The following is a 16,765-nucleotide window of genomic DNA, read 5'->3' on the forward strand; positions in this document are numbered from 1 at the left end:
ATACTTAACAAATAAAAAAGAGGCTTAAATAGCCTCTTTTTTGTACGAAGACAAATTACTAAATCCCTCTCTAATGTATATATAAGTAATTGTCTTCAATTGTTTTTATCTCTTCCTGTACCAATTCATTGTTCAACAACTTAGTAACTGAACAATAGATAGGCTTATTTTTGTCAAAACTTAGTTCCAATTCGTTAATAACAACATTCATCTTATCAGAAAACAAGATCTCTTTGTGATGCTGAACTCCATTAAACCAATAAGAAAAAAGAACCTCAACACTATCAAAATCTTTACCGAAATTATCAGTGTCAATTTCGATCTCAATTCTTCTATTACCTATATATTGAGTATCAATAGGGGTAGTTATATCAATCTCTGAACTACATTCTGCTTTCTCTTTCCACTCCAAAATTGTTCTTTTGCCTTCAATATCGATTTCAGTAATTCGATATCGCATAGGAGTATCTACATAAATAGCATAAGGAAACGAAATATGATAGGTATGTAAATCCGTATTTTTCTTCAAAAATTTCACCTCTTGTTTCACGCTTTCTACACCATCAACACTTTGTGCTTCAATCTCTACTATTTTCATGAATAAATCAGGGCGGATATTCTCCTTGAAATCATAACATTTGATTTCTAAACCCGCATAGGCCGGAGGGATTTCTTCGTTAAGGTCAAGTTGTTTGACTACATCTGGATATTGTTCAATATCCACTTTGATCGGTAATGCATCGGATTGGACAATTCTATTTTCTATAATTTCTTTATCCTCCTCTTCTTTAGTATACAAATGCTCTTCTACTTCTTTTGATCCCGCATATTCTATATCTGATTTTCCTAAAAAGTCAGCATAAAAAGAATACTGTAAGCTAAGACCCAAAGTTTTCTTTTTGAGGCAATCCATAAGAATTTGAGATTCGTATTGGTTTAATCGAATAGCGAACACCCTGGTTTTCCAATATCCTCTAGTGGTCGACACACTTTCTTTACCACTTGACTCCAACACTCCTTTTTTTACAACATCTTTTTTTGAAGGGTTTGTACTGGTCGATGGTATAATTAATTGGGTGTGTATGCCCGTAATAGGTAAAGGAATTACTTTTGACTTTGAAGGGAGTTTCATTTTCGCTCTTTTCAGTATTTCCTTGTCTAATTTCTCCATCTCCATCCCTACCTGTAATAGACTCATAAAACTCTTTTCGCCCTGATCATTATAGCATTTAGATCCGGTATATCGCATATCTAAAAACTGAAAATCAGGCGTTCCATCGGATAGTTTTTTAATTCGCAATTTACCCGGTTCGTAATAAAACACATGGGGATCGACTTGATCTTTATAGAGGGAAACTCCGTCAATCATTCTTTTTGAATCATAGACTGGTTGGCCATAAACCCAACCTGTTGTAAGAGCAATTACGACCCAATGAAAAAACCTCTTAAAAAGAATCTCGACCCCCATGATTTTACTATTAATACTATTGTTGCTCTTCATTTTTTCTTCTTCAGGCTCCTCTTTTTTCTTCTTAAACAAGCCACCAATGATTTTGATGCCTTTATCAAGAATTTCTTCTTCACTTACATCACCTCCTAGAATCGAGTCTTTTACTTTTTTGAGCACACCGTCTTTTGCTTTATCCAATAGATCATCTTTTTTCTTATCTGGAAAAAGCCTTTTGATTTGACTTTCTCCTAATACCAGTAAGTTGGTGTTTCCTTTTTCCCATCTACTGGTCATTACATCCCCATTGTCCATTATTAAAATGACTTGATATTCGTACAACATTTCTTTTCCTTGTGGAACAAATAATTGTATCTCGTTAAAAGATTGACCGTCTTCGCTGACACTTAGCGATGGAAATTCGATTTCGTTGATTCCGTTTGGGTCACCTTGTAAAGATTTGAGATTTAACTTCATAGAATGAGCTCCAGAAAATTCTATTGCATTCAGTATTTGCACTTCGATATTGGCGATCTCACTGCCAGAAGTTCCTCCAATTATTTTTCTCTTTACTTTTTGGTTACATTCTCTGCACTCATCGTTAAGCACATAATCCAACCATATTTTGACTACAGTATTTTGTCCTGAAATCTTGTTTAGAATAGCGGGATCGTTTTCAACATACTTTGAACCAGATGCAATTTCCTGTCTTGGGATGTCTATGGTTTCAAAATATTGACTACGACCTCTTTTCTTGAGTACAATAAACCTCTTGGGAATAATCGGATAATCCAGATAATTGGTCCATCCCGCTTTTACTTCTTGCAATGAATTAAATTTGACTTTACCGTAGGTAATAGGTGAATTTACCTTTAGATTAATGGGTACTTGTACTACCTTCAAACTATCTCCATAAGGCTTAAAATTCAACATTACATTTCCGCTTCGATTGTTCAACATCGCTCCTACGAAATTATCTACATTGCTTTCCATCTTCCAATCCAGAATGATCGGTTTTTGATAATCTGAAGGGACACTGGTACTCACACTCTCTGGCTTCACATTGAAATTAGTAAGGGTTGCGCCAAAATCTACAGATGGATTCTCACGTAAGTCGATTGATTTTAATGTAATACGCTTCCCTAATCGTGAAGACAGATAATTTTCGGCCAAATCGATATCATCAGTTGTAATATTTGAAGTCAGTTCGACATTAAGGAGTACGTTCCCTTTTTTCCGATCTTCTGCAGACATATAGTAGACATTAAAATCGTACTTATTACTCTGCTTATCCCAATTGATAGAATAGTTTGCCGGAAAATAATACAGTACATCAGATCTTGGGTTCTGATCTTTGTATATGTCTTCAAAAAAATTAAAAGTATCTGTAAATAGCTGATATTGCTCCCCATCTATACTCCTCGAAAAATCCAAAGGCACTGATTTGGTTTCAGGCCCCAAACGATCAGTACTTCCTGGGTTTGCAGGCTTTATAAAAGGTATTGTTCTTACGATCCCTATATTGCGAATTACGTTGGTTTGATTGGCAGGTTTATTTTGAGCTACCCTTACACGACGTCCAGTATTTGTTGTTCCCGAAGCTACTCGTACACTACCATTAGAAGTAGATGTTCTAGGAGTCACTCTTACCGTATTACTTTGTCCTGTATTTGGTCTAGGTTTAACAATAACTCTTCCTGTAGTACTCACCCTTGGTTTTTTGGTCACTACCGCTATTCCTGGCTTGGTATTTTGTGTAGCACTATAGGATAATACATTATAGGCTTCATTACCTTGTAAGTATTTTTTGTTTTCATTGTAAATGTACCATTTATCACCAACAAGGTATACCCCAATCGCATTATCAAAATTTTTGATACTTCCTTGAGAATTAAAAGTCGTAAACACTAATGCTTGTTTTTTGCCATTTGTTCTCGGGTTGTTAATCCCAGTGGTATGATTACGACGATTATTACTATTGACTTGATGCTTAAAAATTCCAGAATTGATCAGTACATTAAATTGTGCTCCATTAGGCATCGGTTTTCCGTCTAGATTAAAGATATACCAAAACCCTCTGGAATATCGAACTCCCACATGATGTGGATTATAAGGCCCTCCTTTTCCATAATTTTGAGTAATCAAAAAAGTAGCATTTGGATTATTGTTTAATGCACGATGACTTATTTTGGTTGCAGCACCTACTTTATTTGCTGTAGTAGTTTTATGTATAAAAGCGTTTGATGATTTACTAACCACCAGAACATTAAACTTTGATCCAGGTTTAATAGCGCTTCTATTTTGACTAAAGATGGTCCATTTTTTACCATTAAGCCATACTCCTAATGACTGTGTAACATACGGTCCTCGATTCCCATAATCGTGAGTAACAAAAAGTAATTTATTCTCAATACCGGTGGTAGGTATATTACCCAGTGTTGTAATATGACCCGATGTGTTTGATGCACTGGCCATATGTTTAAAAGCTTTTTGAATCGTTGATGGCTTGGCTACAACTGCCCTTGCCGTTCGTTGCGAAAAAGTAAGCCCAACCCACAAAAACAGTATGCAGGTTATGCTTATTTTTATATATTTTGAAATAGTTCTCATCGTTTCCATTTTTTATTTGCTATCCGTCTTTACCACCTTCAAAACATCTTTGAATTTATCCAGAATCTTAGCCGTTTTACTTACTTTCCCATCTTTTCCTGGCTTAAGCAGTACTTCTCCTGCGCCAATTATTTTTTCCAGGTAATCCGGATCTTCATCCTTTAGCTCCTGAGGGATAGTGGCGTAGACATAATCATCATTAATTTTTGTTTCCCAATCCAATACCATTTTACCTCGTTCTTTATGCGTAAGTATATATCGATAAGCATACCCCTGAGTATCTCTATCTGTAAAAATGGTGCGCTCTACGAGGGGTTCTCCTTTGGATACCGTAATTGGGATATTGCTCTCGGTTTCGTTACCGAATTTCATATACCGAAGCTGAAGTGTAGCTCGAACTACTCCAAGTGCTTTAAGCTCTTCTAAATCTGATTCGAATTCTATGGTTCGCGGTACAATAGGAGGGGCTAAAGTAATATCATTATGCATCCAATCTCCTTCTACCCACTCGGGTTCTGCTGGGAATTTGTTACCGCCTTTCAGGCTCCATTGTGCCGAATATTTATAATTATCGGTATTCTCATCATCTCCTCTGGCATAAGAAATCACGGTTTTAAGCCCTTTATTCTTCATATAATCATAATCGATGATCACATTATCATTGAAGTCGTTACCCGAACTGCGTTCTTTTTTTACAGTAATAGTCGCATAATTAGCCTCTCCTTCTTCGAATAATAATTTGGATTCATTATCCAATAAAAAGTTGATATCTCGGTGTTGAAAGAACCGATCATTAAGCAGTACAGAAGAGACACATTTTTTGTTGTTTTTTACCCCGTTATACCAACTGGCAAGGTTTGCCGTAACTGTAAACGGTTTCTCTATAGCTAATCTAAGATTGAGATAATAGGTCTCGCGTCCCTTCTTAACAGCAGTTTTAAGAAACTCCCTATTATAGGTATACTTTCTACTATATTTTATATCAGGCATTGCCTCTTTCTCCTTTTCGGTAGGAGGTGCTAATTGCTGAGATTCTACAGAGTTGGTCATTTTCTGTAAGAAAAAATCAAAAAACGCTTCTCTTACCTTTTCAATTCGATCATCTTTTACATTATCATCCCAATCGATTTTGATGTACTCTTTTTTATACATTTCATCTACCACACTGCGAACTTCATCATACGTAATACTATCCGTAGAAGATCGTTTCCCAAAAAGTCCATCAACAAGACCTCCAAACAGTCCACCTCGCTTTTTTTGCTTCTGTATTGTCTATACTGTGCCGAGTCTTTTTCAAAATGCTTCATCATTTCCCTCCAACGTACTTCTACACGTCCTTTGGCTGCTGGTACTCTGGTGGTATATTTATAGCTTAATTCTACTGTAAGATCTGTAATAGCCATATCTTTTTCGAAAGTAGCTGCCAACAGTTGCGCACCATTGGGCGTTAATGACGAGGCCACAGCTGCTCTCCCTCCTGGAAGAATAGGCGCATTAAACGATTGAACAACAGATCTTGCTAATTTGTCATCTCCAAGAGTAGCAGAAATGATTTTCAGAGATTTTTCTCCGTCTGGTTTAAGCTCCAAAGCTCCCATTAATCTACTTCCTTTTTTGGCTCCTTGCTCTCCATTTTTAAGCATCATTTCTAACTCAGCTTGTTGCTGTGGAGTTGGCCCCCAATGCATTAACATATGCAACAATGCTCCACCAATTCCTCCTTCTGCTTCTTTCTCTTCTGTAATATATTTTAGAAAGAGAAACTCGGGTGTATTTTCTGTATTTGTAGCCAATCGCAATGAAAATGGCAAGTAATAATAGTCCTTACTTTTTGCATCGGATAGACTAATCGCTTTCCCCAAAAGGGTCACTGCAGTACCATCTCTCAACGTAACAGACAATCTATTTTCGTTGTCCACAATTTGGGCTTTGACAGCCATTATCCCTACCACAAAACAGCAGATTGCTGTCATAGCGTAATGTTTAATTTTTGTTTTCATAATGAATGATTTAAGAGTTCATAAAAATTTTTCTTCAGTTTATACGTTCGATACGATTCTGGGGGATAATTGAGGTAAAACACTAGTGTGAGGTATGTATTTTTTAAGTCTTTTTGGTTATTCGCTAAAGCACTGTCCAAAAACCAAGTATCTTCTTGATTAAGTTGAAAAGAGGCTGCTATTTTGGTATGAGCCATGGGAGTGGCTTTACCAATATGTACCATGGATCTATTGAGTATATCGACAAGTTTGGAGGTACCTTCGATTACAAATCCATCAACATCATTCTTTACATCAGGGATAACAGCCCCCATCAATTTTGCCTGTATTCCTTTTTTATCACGTAGTTGTTCTTGCGCTTTCTGAAATTGTGAACCTGTTAATCCCCATGTAATTAGAAAATGTAGAATACCCCCGAAGTCTCTTTGTCCTGAAACTTTATAAATGAAAAAGAGATATCATTCTGCTTAGTCTCTGCAAAACGGAGGTTGGTAGGCAAGTAATAATATTCGTTGTCCCCGATACTTTTACATGCCGTAATCTCTACATTTGCAGCGACAACAATAGATTCGCAATCGTCTGCATCCAGTCGTTGTGCTATTACTTGGTCTGAAAAGAACAGAAACTGCATCACTAATGCGATATGTATGCTACGCAAAATCATGTTTATAATTTTGGTAACTCATCAATAAAAATGAGCCCATATTTGTCAACTCCTTCATATTTCTTTACCGATCCGTCTTTCAAAAACCAGGTAACACTATATTGTACTTCCTCTGCATCTTTGGGGAGGGTGATTTCAAAAAAATCACCGTTTGTTTTTCTATCCGGATATATGGTTTTCATATCGGTACGTTGATCTTCAAAAAAATCGTAGGCTATTTTTACCGACACAGCCCTTACCTGTTCCCTTACCAATACCGAATAGTCTCCAGAGAGCTCTATTTTTCTTCTTTTAAAAGGCGTATATAAATTGATCATTGCAGCAGATTCTTTCTTCCAGTTTTCTGAATACGAACCTCCACCTATAAATTTCCATATGGTTTGATATTCATAATCCAACCATTTTTCTCGTTCTGCATCATCGTGGTTGAGATACTTCATAGAGATTTTTCCGTTGGCATCTGCATAGGTGTTCTTAGTTAGCAATACCTCTTTTGAAGTCTGATCTCCGTTTTGATGGTTTTTTCTGAGTTTTACCGTTACACTATTCAGCATTCTGTCGAACTCTTTCTCCAGATTTCCATCTACTCCCACATGCACATCTCGCTGCTGAAATACGGGGTCCCAAAGCGGAACATCTTTGAATACTCTTTTGTTCTTACCGAATTTTTTGTAGAGATCTCCGGCATTAAAGGTGATATAATGGTTACGACTCACAGCACTACGACCGTTAAAGGTCATATTGCTTTTTCCGGTAGTACGGTGTTCTTTGTATTGATATCCAACATTGATTCCAAAACCTGTGGTGTTCGAGCTTCCCATGGTTCCATTTTGCCCAATTAATGATCCCAGAGCGTCTTGTAATCCTCCCCTTTGATCTTCAGGTACTTCTGAGGCCTCTACCGGTTCAAACATCAATTCCAAAAGCTTAGAGTATACTGTTTCTACCAGGCTTTCCATGGATTCATCGCTACCTGTAGATGTTAGCTTTATAGCTTGGTCTTTTCTTAGTTTGTCAAACCCTAGACTTACATCTACCCCCACAAAATAGATCGATCCACCTGCATCAAAAGCATGGCTTTTTTTAACCTCGGACCAATCTACTTCTAACTCTGCTTCATAATTATCGGTAAGTCCAGAAAATGACAACTCAAACAACAATGAGATGTCTGGTGTAGCCATCTTAAAACTTTCTAGCAATAGTTTTGACTTTACCGGATCTAACTGAAAGGATAGTGGGATTTTACTATTCTCCAAAATTGGTGCAGAACCACTCCCTATTATTTTCTTTTCATTTTTCCCTGATTTTGAGTTTACAATAGAAGAAACCAAAGTATACTTCCCTCTTTCAAAAATCACAGGCCCTTGAAGCTTGATAGAATCATTCTCCATTTTCTGTTTCAGCACACGTTCTGCTTTACGAATGGCATCTTCTGGTGTATCATACAGCACCAAAAAATTTAAGATCCCTCCACCGTCAGCCTTGGTGATGGATTTTGAAGAATTTTCTGTAGGTTTCTCTAAGACATACCTTAGGAATGAAAACTCAGGAATCGAGTCATTTTGTAAGGACAGTCTCGCCCTTTGGGGGAGATAGAGATACGTATTTTCTTTGTTGTGAATCGGAAAGCACATCAATCCATTGGCAGAAACTCCCTGATCTATCAATACTTGCTGAGCTTCTACGCTTAGCGCACCTACAGCCATTAGGATGTAGAACATTATGGTTTTTAAAGTTCTCATTTTTGTGAAGTTTTTTAAGTTGTATTAAAGCTCTTGAGGTGGTAATAAAAACACGTAATCACTCTCTAGTGGTTTAGCTTCTAGCTCTATAGGACCATTTGTACTATACCAACTTACTTGATAGATGATCGGTTCATCTTTGTCATGATAAAGGTTGATCCTGGTGGTATTTTCTGTATCGTTTTTGCGCAGTACAACCGCTTTTTGCGGTGTCGGATTCCCATTAAGTATGGTAAAGAATCGAACAGAGCACGCCTGGATATTTTTCTCTTTGAAAAAAGTACGATCTGCGTCGATCTGAACTACTCTTTTTTGAAAGGAGGAGTAAGTGCAATAGAAGCATCATTGCCAGTCATCCATTTTCCTTTTCCTTTGGGGATGTAAATGGTTTTATCATCACCTTTTAAATTCCAACTGATCTTATAATCAAAATTCAGCCAACTGGCGTCTTCGATACCTAATCTGGGATAAAATACATTTTGATAATCCGCTCCTTTTTCGAGATCATTCCTGCTTATCACGATATCTCTGGTAACATCTTCCTGCCCCTCTCCATATGTTTTTTTGAAACTCACCGATACAGAGTTTAAAATTTCTTTGAAGGAATCTATATATTCTCCATCCAATTGAAATATCACCTGCCTTTTCAGAAAGTCTTTATCCTCAAGATTAACTACTCTGAAGTATTTATCCACACTCTTAGGGTCCTCGCTAAATGTTTGATACAAACCGCTAATATTCCCAGAAGAATATACAGGCACCTTGATGGTTGTAGATTTGCTTAGGTTTAGGTAAAATTTATTGGTTCTTACATCTTTTCGTTTTTTTAGTACAAACTGATCATCAGTTACATATTTTTCGTTACGAGCTCCGCCAAACACCTTACTGAAAAAACCTCTTTCGCGTCTTCCTTTGATTTGACCTTGTTCTACTACAACTTCTTTTTCGGGTTGCTTGGCCCATCCCATTTCTGCATCAAACATGAGTTCGATCAACTTATCAGTAACGATATTTAAAATTCCGTCGATATCATCCGTCTTGATCCCCAATCCTGCAGATCGATCAAACACATCGATTTTCAGCACCTGATCCTGTAACATATCATCATTGATCTTTCGGATCTGTCGTTTGGTAAACTCCTTCTGTTGGCTTAAAATCTTACTGTAATGCTCATAGATATTTGACATCTCCGCATTGACAACGGCATTATACCCTTTCACTTTTGCTTCATAATAGCCATTTACAACTACCGAAACATCAGATGTTTGTCCTTGTAGCGATTCCCACAACAGGGTTGCTCCTTCCTGATTGAGTTTGGCTGCTATAGCTGCCTTAGAATTTTTATATAAAGGAGCATGACCAGAAGTAATGATATTAGCTGTAAAAGCCTCTTCTCCATCTGTATTATTGAGAATCGAAGAAACAATTTTAAAACTTGCCAAACCATCTTCTCCATCCTTTATGGCTTGTTTCATGGGAACAACACCGGCTATTTCACCATTTCCTGTGCGATTTTTCAGTTCTTTTTCCAAACCAGCAACTACTTCTTCAGGTAAATCAAACTGTATCAAAGCATGAAAAAGTCCTCCGCTTGCTTTTCCTCCTTGGCCGATGTATTTCATACACATTAACTCAAAATCTCCATCATCTTTTAATGCTAACCGGGGATAATCAGGTAAATAATAATACTTACTACTGTCATTACTATCCTGTAAAAGTTGTACTCCATTAATGATCATCCTGCCCTCATCCAGATTTACCTGAGCAGACATGTCGGTGATTCCAAAAAGGAATAAGCTCCCTATTAATACTACTACTGTTTTCATTGGTTTTTATTTTTTGTTATTCAAATAATGTTAAATCCGATTGGTGGGGTTTAAAAATGTTATTACCTTGACTGCTACAAAGCGTTATTTGTTTTCTTAATACAGAAAATCAAAAAGGTTAACATTCTTTATACTTTTTTTGTGTTAACCTTTATCTTTAAAAAACAATAATGAATAGAAGCAAAGACGATATTCTACTCGAAGAGCTTAAAAAGGGGAATGATAAAGCCTTTAAACAGGTGTATCAGGACAACCGTAATAAGTTTTTAAGCTTTGCCAAAAAATATGGGTTAGAACAGCAGGATTTGCTTGATATTTATCAGGATTCGTACATCACCTTATTTGAAAATGTAGTAGAAGGGAAACTGGTCAAGTTATCCAGTACCTTATCTACTTACCTAATTAGTATTGGTAAGTACAAAATCCTGGATCGATTAAGAAAGAACAAACAACACGTAAACAGTGAATTGGTTTTGGAGCTCACCAAACAAAAAGATGAGTATCTGGAATCTTTTGACTTAGAGACCGAAGAACTGACCCCCGAAGAGGTTTTGTTGGAGAAATACTTTGATCAATTAGGCGAAAAGTGCAAGAACATATTGATCTTATTTTACTACAAGAAATACAGCATCCGGGAGATCATGAAAGCTGGCAAATACAACTCAGAAAATGTAGTTAAGAGCCAGAAATCAAGGTGTTTAAAAACACTAAAGCAACTATTCAACAACACCCCAAAACGATTATGAAGAAGGAGGAATTGCTACATAAATATTTTTTAGAGGAGCTTTCCCAAGAAGAACACTCTGAATTTACAGCATTATTAGAAAAGGATGCTGAGTTCAAGGAGCAATTCGATTTTGAACGCAGTGTACAACGTGCAATCAAGAGTAAGAAACGGAAAGAATTACAGGAAAAAATTCAAGAATTTGAAAATGAATCGAATATCTCTCCTAAAGGTAAAGTGATTATCTGGAGACCCTTATTAATTGCAGCTTCAATTGCACTTTTGTTCTCTTTAGGAATCTATGTTTTTAATCCTTTTAAAAATGATGATCCATCGCGCTTGTATGCAGAAAGTTATCAGAAATATCCGAACACTGTCTTTCCTATCACCCGCGGAAGTGACCAAAACAAATCAACTGAATTCCAGGCTTTTGAAGCCTATGAAATGAATGATGATGCAAAGGCGATTGAATTGTTTAAGACACTTCAAAAAGAGCAAAGTGCTGATTATATCGATTTTTATTTGGGGCAATCGTATTTGAATAATGATCAAGCCCAGGAAGCGATCACTCAATTTCAAGAAATCATTTCAAAGCAGCAGCAATTTTCTGAAGAAGCGCAATGGTACTTAGCTCTTTCGTATCTCAAAAACGAAGATATAGAGAACGCTATCAAAGCATTAGAATCAATTCGTTCTACAAAAGGATATAAAGTGGTAGAAGCTGAGAAATTGTTGGAACAGATCAATTAGTTCTTATTTTCTTACTGATCAGAAAAATAATCACTACCATAAAAATGCCTAATCCAATCCATATCCAGATTGAAGTTTTAGTTGTGATAGCACTGGTATCACCTATAACAACAAATCCAGACCAATAATATGGATGGACATAATTGTTGTCATAATTCTTTTTCAGGAAAGTCAATTTCGCCAATCGCAAAGCTTCGTCTTTTCTCTTTCCTTTTGACAATTCCTTATAGAAATCACCCATAATTTCTGCTGTAGGCAAATCATTTATTTGCCATTTGGAACTAGTTAAACTTGCAGCTCCTGCATAGAAAAAAGCTCTAGAAAGACTCAGCATTCCTTCTCCTCTTCTTAAACTACCAATTCCAGTTTCGCAAGCGCTTAATGATACTAAAGACGCATTGATTGGCATCGCATAAATATCTCTCACATATAACTTTTCTTCAGTAGATTGAGGGGTGAAAATCAAATGGGAGTTTTCAGATTGTTTATCATCCAAAATAGCATGAGTAGCCAAATGCAAAACGCTATACGCTGGACTTTCCTTAGTAAATCGTTCCAAAGTAGCCTGTCCACCCAAATACTTTTTCCCGTTGAAGTAAGACAATATGTTGTTCACCTCCTTTTGAGTATGCGGTAAGGATGGATATGCCTCGGAAAAATCTGGAGCAAACGCCAAAATTTTGGTTGCATCTATTTCTTTTTCTCTTTGCTGTAGCCATAGAGTAGCAGAATTTGCGTAAGCGATGTTATAATTTTCTATTAGATATGTATTACCATCATATAAACTTTCAAAAGGTATGTAATTTAATATCCCATCAGGAATGATTAACACATTTGTGTCATCATTGTCTTGTAATAAAGGGCTTATCAATTGATCATACAATAAAGTTGAAGATTGCTGTAAACTATCTATTGAAGATAATGGATTTGCAAGTTGTTGATGATAACGCAAAATTTGTTCTCCCTGATCCTTTGATCCTTCTATTTTTATCAATCTCTTTTGGGTATCTAAAATAGTAACAGCGTATACCGTATTGTTTCCAAAAAATAAGAAATCGCGGTTGTTTTTTGGTCCAATCCTTTTTGAAAATCTTTTAGAGACAAAACTTCGGTATTGTATTTTAAATCATAATACGATGGAAAACGCGTCTCCAAATCTTGAATCAGAGCGTGATAATTTGATTTGGCTAACAATAACCGATCTTGTAAAGTTGGATCCTTTTTATTTTTTAATATACTTTTCTGCAAATAATAGATTGAAGCCTTTAATTGGCGTTCTTCTTCTAACAACTTTTCTGGAATATTGGAGAACGTATATGCTTTTGAATTAAGAATTGCTTGTAACAATATAGTGCTCTTACTTTTTTCAGACAAAAAGAAAGCTTCATCAATGTAACTGTCATCGCCTGTTTTCTGAAGCAAAGCATAAACAGCAGCTAGAGCATTATCAAAAATAGGATAAAAGGTCTCGATCAAAAATTGCTTATCCTCTTCATTTTCAAAAGTTAGTCTGATCTCATCCATAACTTTTATCCCTGTTTTTGCCGATTGTAGAGCGTCTTCAAAGTTGGTTGCAGCATTCAATGTTTTGACTTTTTCTATCAATACTTTTAAGTATTCTACTTTATTTTGAACCGTTTCTGGAAGTGGATTTTCAGAAAAACTATTACTATCAAAATTCGTAGCCAATGCCGACAAGGATTTTTGATAACTCTGTAAGGCCTGATCATATTTTTTGGCTTCGTTAAGCACGGTACCCTTCAATCTAAACAGTCTTGCTATATCAATTCTTTTAGAATCGGAATGTTCAGCACTTAGCAGTCTAATAGCAGTGTTTAATTCTTCTATTGCTTTTTCAATATTACCCTGTAAAAAATAAGTTTTACCAGTTTTTTCATGATACTGAAACGTTAGCGGATCGTTTTCTAATAGTTGTTGATATGCAATATCCAGATAATAAAATGAGCTATCAGCTTGGTTCATTTTTACATGATTATCGGCGATGGCAAAACACGATTTTACAATTCTATTTTTGGAGGGAGAGCCTTTCTCAATCTCCTGATCCAGACGTTTTCTTAAATAGGTATTCGATTTTGAATACTCCTCTTTTTTCCTATATAAATCTCCTAATAATCGATATGTGGGTATAGCAAAACTCTCATCTAAATGTTCTGAGATTAACCGTAAACTTTTGTTATATAGCTCCTCTGCTTTTGTGTATTCTCCCTCATATTTGTATGATTCTGCCTCATATTCTAATGCAGTACATAATCTTCTAATATTGATAGCTGTAAGAATTGAATCAGGTATCTTTTCAATTATTCCTTTCAACTGAGTAGCATAAACTCTTGTGTTTTTATAATCGCGAATTTTTGAGTAGTAGTTTGCTTTTTCAACAAGATTATGATTCTTGATTAATTTTATTCTTGAAATTGTATCAAAATGTTTAGACTTTGAATAAATAAGAGAGTCAATAGTTTGTAAGGTTTGTTTATAGATTTCTAAATCATAATGATAACTACTCGTAAAACTCACTCCCTTAAGAGCATATATACTGCTTAACCAATCTTTTTGTTTCACGAAAGATTTATAAGACTTTCTATAATAATAATAAGCAGAATCTTTATTCTTAAATCTAAAAGATTTCCCTTTTGCAAAAAGATCCTCTGCCTTCTTTATTACATCTGTATTTTCTCCTTGCCCATAAGTACAAAATGTAAATACTGAATATATAATAACACATAAATAACGCATAAAAAAAGCCTTAAAATTATTTAAGGCTAATATATTAATTATGAAATAATTAAACTCGTAATTTATTACACAAGAAGATCATACAATATCACTTAACTAAGATCTCTGCTGTATAACTTCTTTTAAACTTTGATCCAGATTTGGAAATATTTATTGAAACTCTTTCTCCAACATTTTTGACAAACACGGGGTAAGCAACATACTTTTTGATTCCTTCTATAGAAATTGGTTTACCTGTCTTTCCAATTTGCTTACCATTTTCATTGTGAAAACTCGCTTCAAATCTTTCAAAATCTCGAGACACCAAAATATATCTCAAATTAGCAACAAATGGTAGTGGTAAGCAATGACTACCATTATCATCTGGACATGGCCTAAGATCATCCAGCTCTTCATCGATCACCCTTGCAAGTTGAGCATCAATTATATCTCTTAATTTATTACACTGTTCTGTTGTAAAAACCCCTTTACACCCCTCTTCCTGATCTGAAACTTGTGTGTCTGTAGGTTTAATATCAGCCTTCTTCATCTCGACCTTTACTTTCTTGATTTTAAGATCTATTTTCTTAATTTTCTTCAGTGGTTTGTTTGAAGTATTGATGTTCAACAAAACCTTTTTCCTGCTTTCTAAGGTAGTTAATTCACTTTTTAAGTAGCCCTTGTATAATTCAGATTCAAGCATAACATAACCACCTTTTTCTGGTTTAATTCTTAATTTCCATTCTTTCCCCTTCAATTTATCCTGGGAAATTTTACTATTCTTTATGTTTACTTTAGTAGTTATTTTATCATTTTTCACCTGTCCATTCATGTATCCATTACCTAAAAGGACAATTAAGAATGTAAGTAAACCTTGCTTTATTATTGTTTTCATTGTGTGCATGTTTATTATTGATGTTATTGTATTGCTTTAGGGTTATCTATGGTCTATAAAAGTAACCAATTGTAAATTAACTAAATCATTTCAAATCAATTATTTACGGATTACAACTTTATAAATTCCACCCTGCGGTTTTTGGCTTTACCTTCTAATAAAGAATTATCGGCTACAGGTTCTGTCTCTCCTCTGCCTTCGATACTCAACAAGGTTTCGTCAATATTGAACTGGGATACCAATATATCTTTTACTGCCTCAGCTCTCTGTTCCGACAGTATTAGATTCGATTCCTCATCACCCTCATCATCGGTATGACCAATAATATGAATAGTAAAATTATCTTGCTGTAAAGCATTTGCAATCCTCTTTAAAATTCCAAAAGACTCCGGTTTAAGTACTGCAGATCCCGAATCAAACTGGATAGCATTGGTAGAGAATTTTCCTTCTTCGATGAGTTGACTGCGTATATCTTGCCCTCCAACCGCAAATTTAAAGTCGGAGATCAAAAAATCATCTGCATACCCGTTCATATGCAATTTTATCTTCGATAATTGCACATTGGGAACTAGTCTCGGTACATCAACAATTTTTACTTTGTTTACCCACATTCTAAACCTGGTCTTATTTACCGCTATCGAAATATGGGCGGGCTGATAAAACTCTTTATGGATCACATGATCAATATTGTTCGCAATGAGATGTTTACCGTTAACTCTATTATTAATCCATACCTGGTTCTTTAAGGCTGTCCAAAAACCAACTGAAACCTCAACACGATTCTTCCCTCTAAACTTATAGGACTCGTCCTCATCTAAACAGACCCAGAAACGCGATCCTACCCCTCCATTGTTTGCCGGGTAATTGGTTAGCATCATATCAAATTCAATCGTATATTCTTTAGGTAGTTTTTGATCCAACAGTGGTAAATAGTTGGATTTATCACTCATTTTTAACCATTTTCTTCCCAATACTTCTACCAACTCGCCAGTACCATCGGTATCCCATTTTGAAGGAAAATCCCCCAAATTATCCAAGGTAAAATCATCATAAAACAGAATATCGTTCCCTGCTACAAAGTCAAACTTGGTATACATGGTAATGTTGCCATATTCCTTTTCTGAAACCGTTTCTGTTTCTGGCTCTATAGTTCCTTGATTCCCATTTTCATTGGATGTTCCTCTAGGGTTTTTCTCTAAGGTTTTATCAATGGTTTTACTTGTTTTTTGAGCTACTTTTTCACCGGTTTTTTGAATGACTACTTCTTTGGCCTTTTCTTCAGCCTTTTTTGCTATTTTTTTCCAAAATTGTGCTTCTGCATTTTGTGATATACACAATGCTATTCCTACGAGTATTATTGTTAATCCCCTCATG

General features: G+C 35.6%; 13 protein-coding genes. 2 read left to right on the top strand and 11 right to left on the bottom strand.

Annotated elements, in window-relative coordinates:
- Positions 1 to 70: 70 nt before the first annotated feature.
- The 7 genes from AC0L3Q_RS20865 to AC0L3Q_RS20895 all read right to left on the bottom strand — a co-directional run bounded on the left by AC0L3Q_RS20865 (position 71) and on the right by AC0L3Q_RS20895 (position 10,289).
- Positions 71 to 4,057, bottom strand: coding sequence for a DUF7452 domain-containing protein (locus tag AC0L3Q_RS20865; RefSeq protein ID WP_473282573.1), 3,987 nt, complete (start codon positions 4,055 to 4,057; stop codon positions 71 to 73).
- Between the two features lie 12 nt (positions 4,058 to 4,069).
- The gene (locus AC0L3Q_RS20870) at positions 4,070 to 5,209 is read right to left on the bottom strand and encodes a hypothetical protein (protein ID WP_473282575.1); all 1,140 of its coding nucleotides are present in this window, start codon (positions 5,207 to 5,209) and stop codon (positions 4,070 to 4,072) included.
- 5 nt (positions 5,210 to 5,214) lie between these two features.
- On the bottom strand, positions 5,215 to 6,057 hold the full coding sequence (locus tag AC0L3Q_RS20875; protein WP_473282577.1) for a hypothetical protein: 843 nt from the start codon (positions 6,055 to 6,057) through the stop codon (positions 5,215 to 5,217).
- On the bottom strand, positions 6,054 to 6,371 hold the full coding sequence (locus AC0L3Q_RS20880) for a hypothetical protein (RefSeq protein ID WP_473282579.1): 318 nt from the start codon (positions 6,369 to 6,371) through the stop codon (positions 6,054 to 6,056). Before AC0L3Q_RS20880 ends, AC0L3Q_RS20875 begins: the two co-directional genes overlap by 4 nt.
- Positions 6,372 to 6,451: 80 nt before the next feature.
- The gene (locus AC0L3Q_RS20885; RefSeq protein WP_473282581.1) at positions 6,452 to 6,721 is read right to left on the bottom strand and encodes a hypothetical protein; all 270 of its coding nucleotides are present in this window, start codon (positions 6,719 to 6,721) and stop codon (positions 6,452 to 6,454) included.
- A gap of 2 nt (positions 6,722 to 6,723) precedes the next feature.
- Positions 6,724 to 8,463, bottom strand: a complete 1,740-nt coding sequence (locus AC0L3Q_RS20890; protein WP_473282583.1) for a hypothetical protein — start codon at positions 8,461 to 8,463, stop codon at positions 6,724 to 6,726.
- A 302-nt stretch (positions 8,464 to 8,765) separates the two neighbouring features.
- A complete protein-coding gene (locus AC0L3Q_RS20895; RefSeq protein ID WP_473282585.1) occupies positions 8,766 to 10,289 on the bottom strand; it encodes a hypothetical protein in 1,524 nt (507 codons plus the stop codon).
- A 170-nt stretch (positions 10,290 to 10,459) separates the two neighbouring features.
- Here AC0L3Q_RS20895 and AC0L3Q_RS20900 point away from each other — a divergent pair, with 170 nt between their 5' ends.
- On the top strand, positions 10,460 to 11,035 hold the full coding sequence (locus AC0L3Q_RS20900; protein WP_473282587.1) for an RNA polymerase sigma factor: 576 nt from the start codon (positions 10,460 to 10,462) through the stop codon (positions 11,033 to 11,035).
- Entirely contained in the window at positions 11,032 to 11,763 is a 732-nt protein-coding gene (locus tag AC0L3Q_RS20905; RefSeq protein ID WP_473282589.1) for a tetratricopeptide repeat protein, read from the top strand. The genes AC0L3Q_RS20900 and AC0L3Q_RS20905 overlap by 4 nt, the downstream gene beginning before the upstream one ends.
- Here AC0L3Q_RS20905 and AC0L3Q_RS20910 read toward each other — a convergent pair.
- The 4 genes from AC0L3Q_RS20910 to AC0L3Q_RS20925 form a co-directional block, all read right to left on the bottom strand.
- The gene (locus AC0L3Q_RS20910; RefSeq protein WP_473282592.1) at positions 11,756 to 12,757 is read right to left on the bottom strand and encodes a CHAT domain-containing protein; all 1,002 of its coding nucleotides are present in this window, start codon (positions 12,755 to 12,757) and stop codon (positions 11,756 to 11,758) included. The two genes, AC0L3Q_RS20905 and AC0L3Q_RS20910, sit on opposite strands and share 8 nt — an antisense overlap.
- Positions 12,758 to 12,771: 14 nt before the next feature.
- A complete protein-coding gene (locus tag AC0L3Q_RS20915) occupies positions 12,772 to 14,517 on the bottom strand; it encodes a tetratricopeptide repeat protein (RefSeq protein WP_473282594.1) in 1,746 nt (581 codons plus the stop codon).
- Between the two features lie 88 nt (positions 14,518 to 14,605).
- Positions 14,606 to 15,391 carry a hypothetical protein gene (locus tag AC0L3Q_RS20920; protein ID WP_473282595.1) on the bottom strand — a complete coding sequence of 262 codons (786 nt, stop codon included), beginning with the start codon at positions 15,389 to 15,391 and terminating at the stop codon, positions 14,606 to 14,608.
- Between the two features lie 110 nt (positions 15,392 to 15,501).
- Positions 15,502 to 16,764, bottom strand: coding sequence for an OmpA family protein (locus AC0L3Q_RS20925; protein ID WP_473282597.1), 1,263 nt, complete (start codon positions 16,762 to 16,764; stop codon positions 15,502 to 15,504).
- Between the last annotated feature and the right edge of the window lies 1 nt (position 16,765).

This window comes from Aquimarina sp. KJ22-3 (genome assembly GCF_055808215.1).

Coding starts and splice junctions, on each gene's coding strand:
- AC0L3Q_RS20865 (WP_473282573.1), bottom strand. CDS start 4,057: ATGAGAACTATTTCAAAATATATAAAAATAAGCATAACCTGCATACTG.
- AC0L3Q_RS20870 (WP_473282575.1), bottom strand. CDS start 5,209: ATGTATAAAAAAGAGTACATCAAAATCGATTGGGATGATAATGTAAAA.
- AC0L3Q_RS20875 (WP_473282577.1), bottom strand. CDS start 6,057: ATGAAAACAAAAATTAAACATTACGCTATGACAGCAATCTGCTGTTTT.
- AC0L3Q_RS20880 (WP_473282579.1), bottom strand. CDS start 6,371: ATGGGGGCTGTTATCCCTGATGTAAAGAATGATGTTGATGGATTTGTA.
- AC0L3Q_RS20885 (WP_473282581.1), bottom strand. CDS start 6,721: ATGATTTTGCGTAGCATACATATCGCATTAGTGATGCAGTTTCTGTTC.
- AC0L3Q_RS20890 (WP_473282583.1), bottom strand. CDS start 8,463: ATGAGAACTTTAAAAACCATAATGTTCTACATCCTAATGGCTGTAGGT.
- AC0L3Q_RS20895 (WP_473282585.1), bottom strand. CDS start 10,289: ATGAAAACAGTAGTAGTATTAATAGGGAGCTTATTCCTTTTTGGAATC.
- AC0L3Q_RS20900 (WP_473282587.1), top strand. CDS start 10,460: ATGAATAGAAGCAAAGACGATATTCTACTCGAAGAGCTTAAAAAGGGG.
- AC0L3Q_RS20905 (WP_473282589.1), top strand. CDS start 11,032: ATGAAGAAGGAGGAATTGCTACATAAATATTTTTTAGAGGAGCTTTCC.
- AC0L3Q_RS20915 (WP_473282594.1), bottom strand. CDS start 14,517: ATGCGTTATTTATGTGTTATTATATATTCAGTATTTACATTTTGTACT.
- AC0L3Q_RS20920 (WP_473282595.1), bottom strand. CDS start 15,391: ATGAAAACAATAATAAAGCAAGGTTTACTTACATTCTTAATTGTCCTT.
- AC0L3Q_RS20925 (WP_473282597.1), bottom strand. CDS start 16,764: ATGAGGGGATTAACAATAATACTCGTAGGAATAGCATTGTGTATATCA.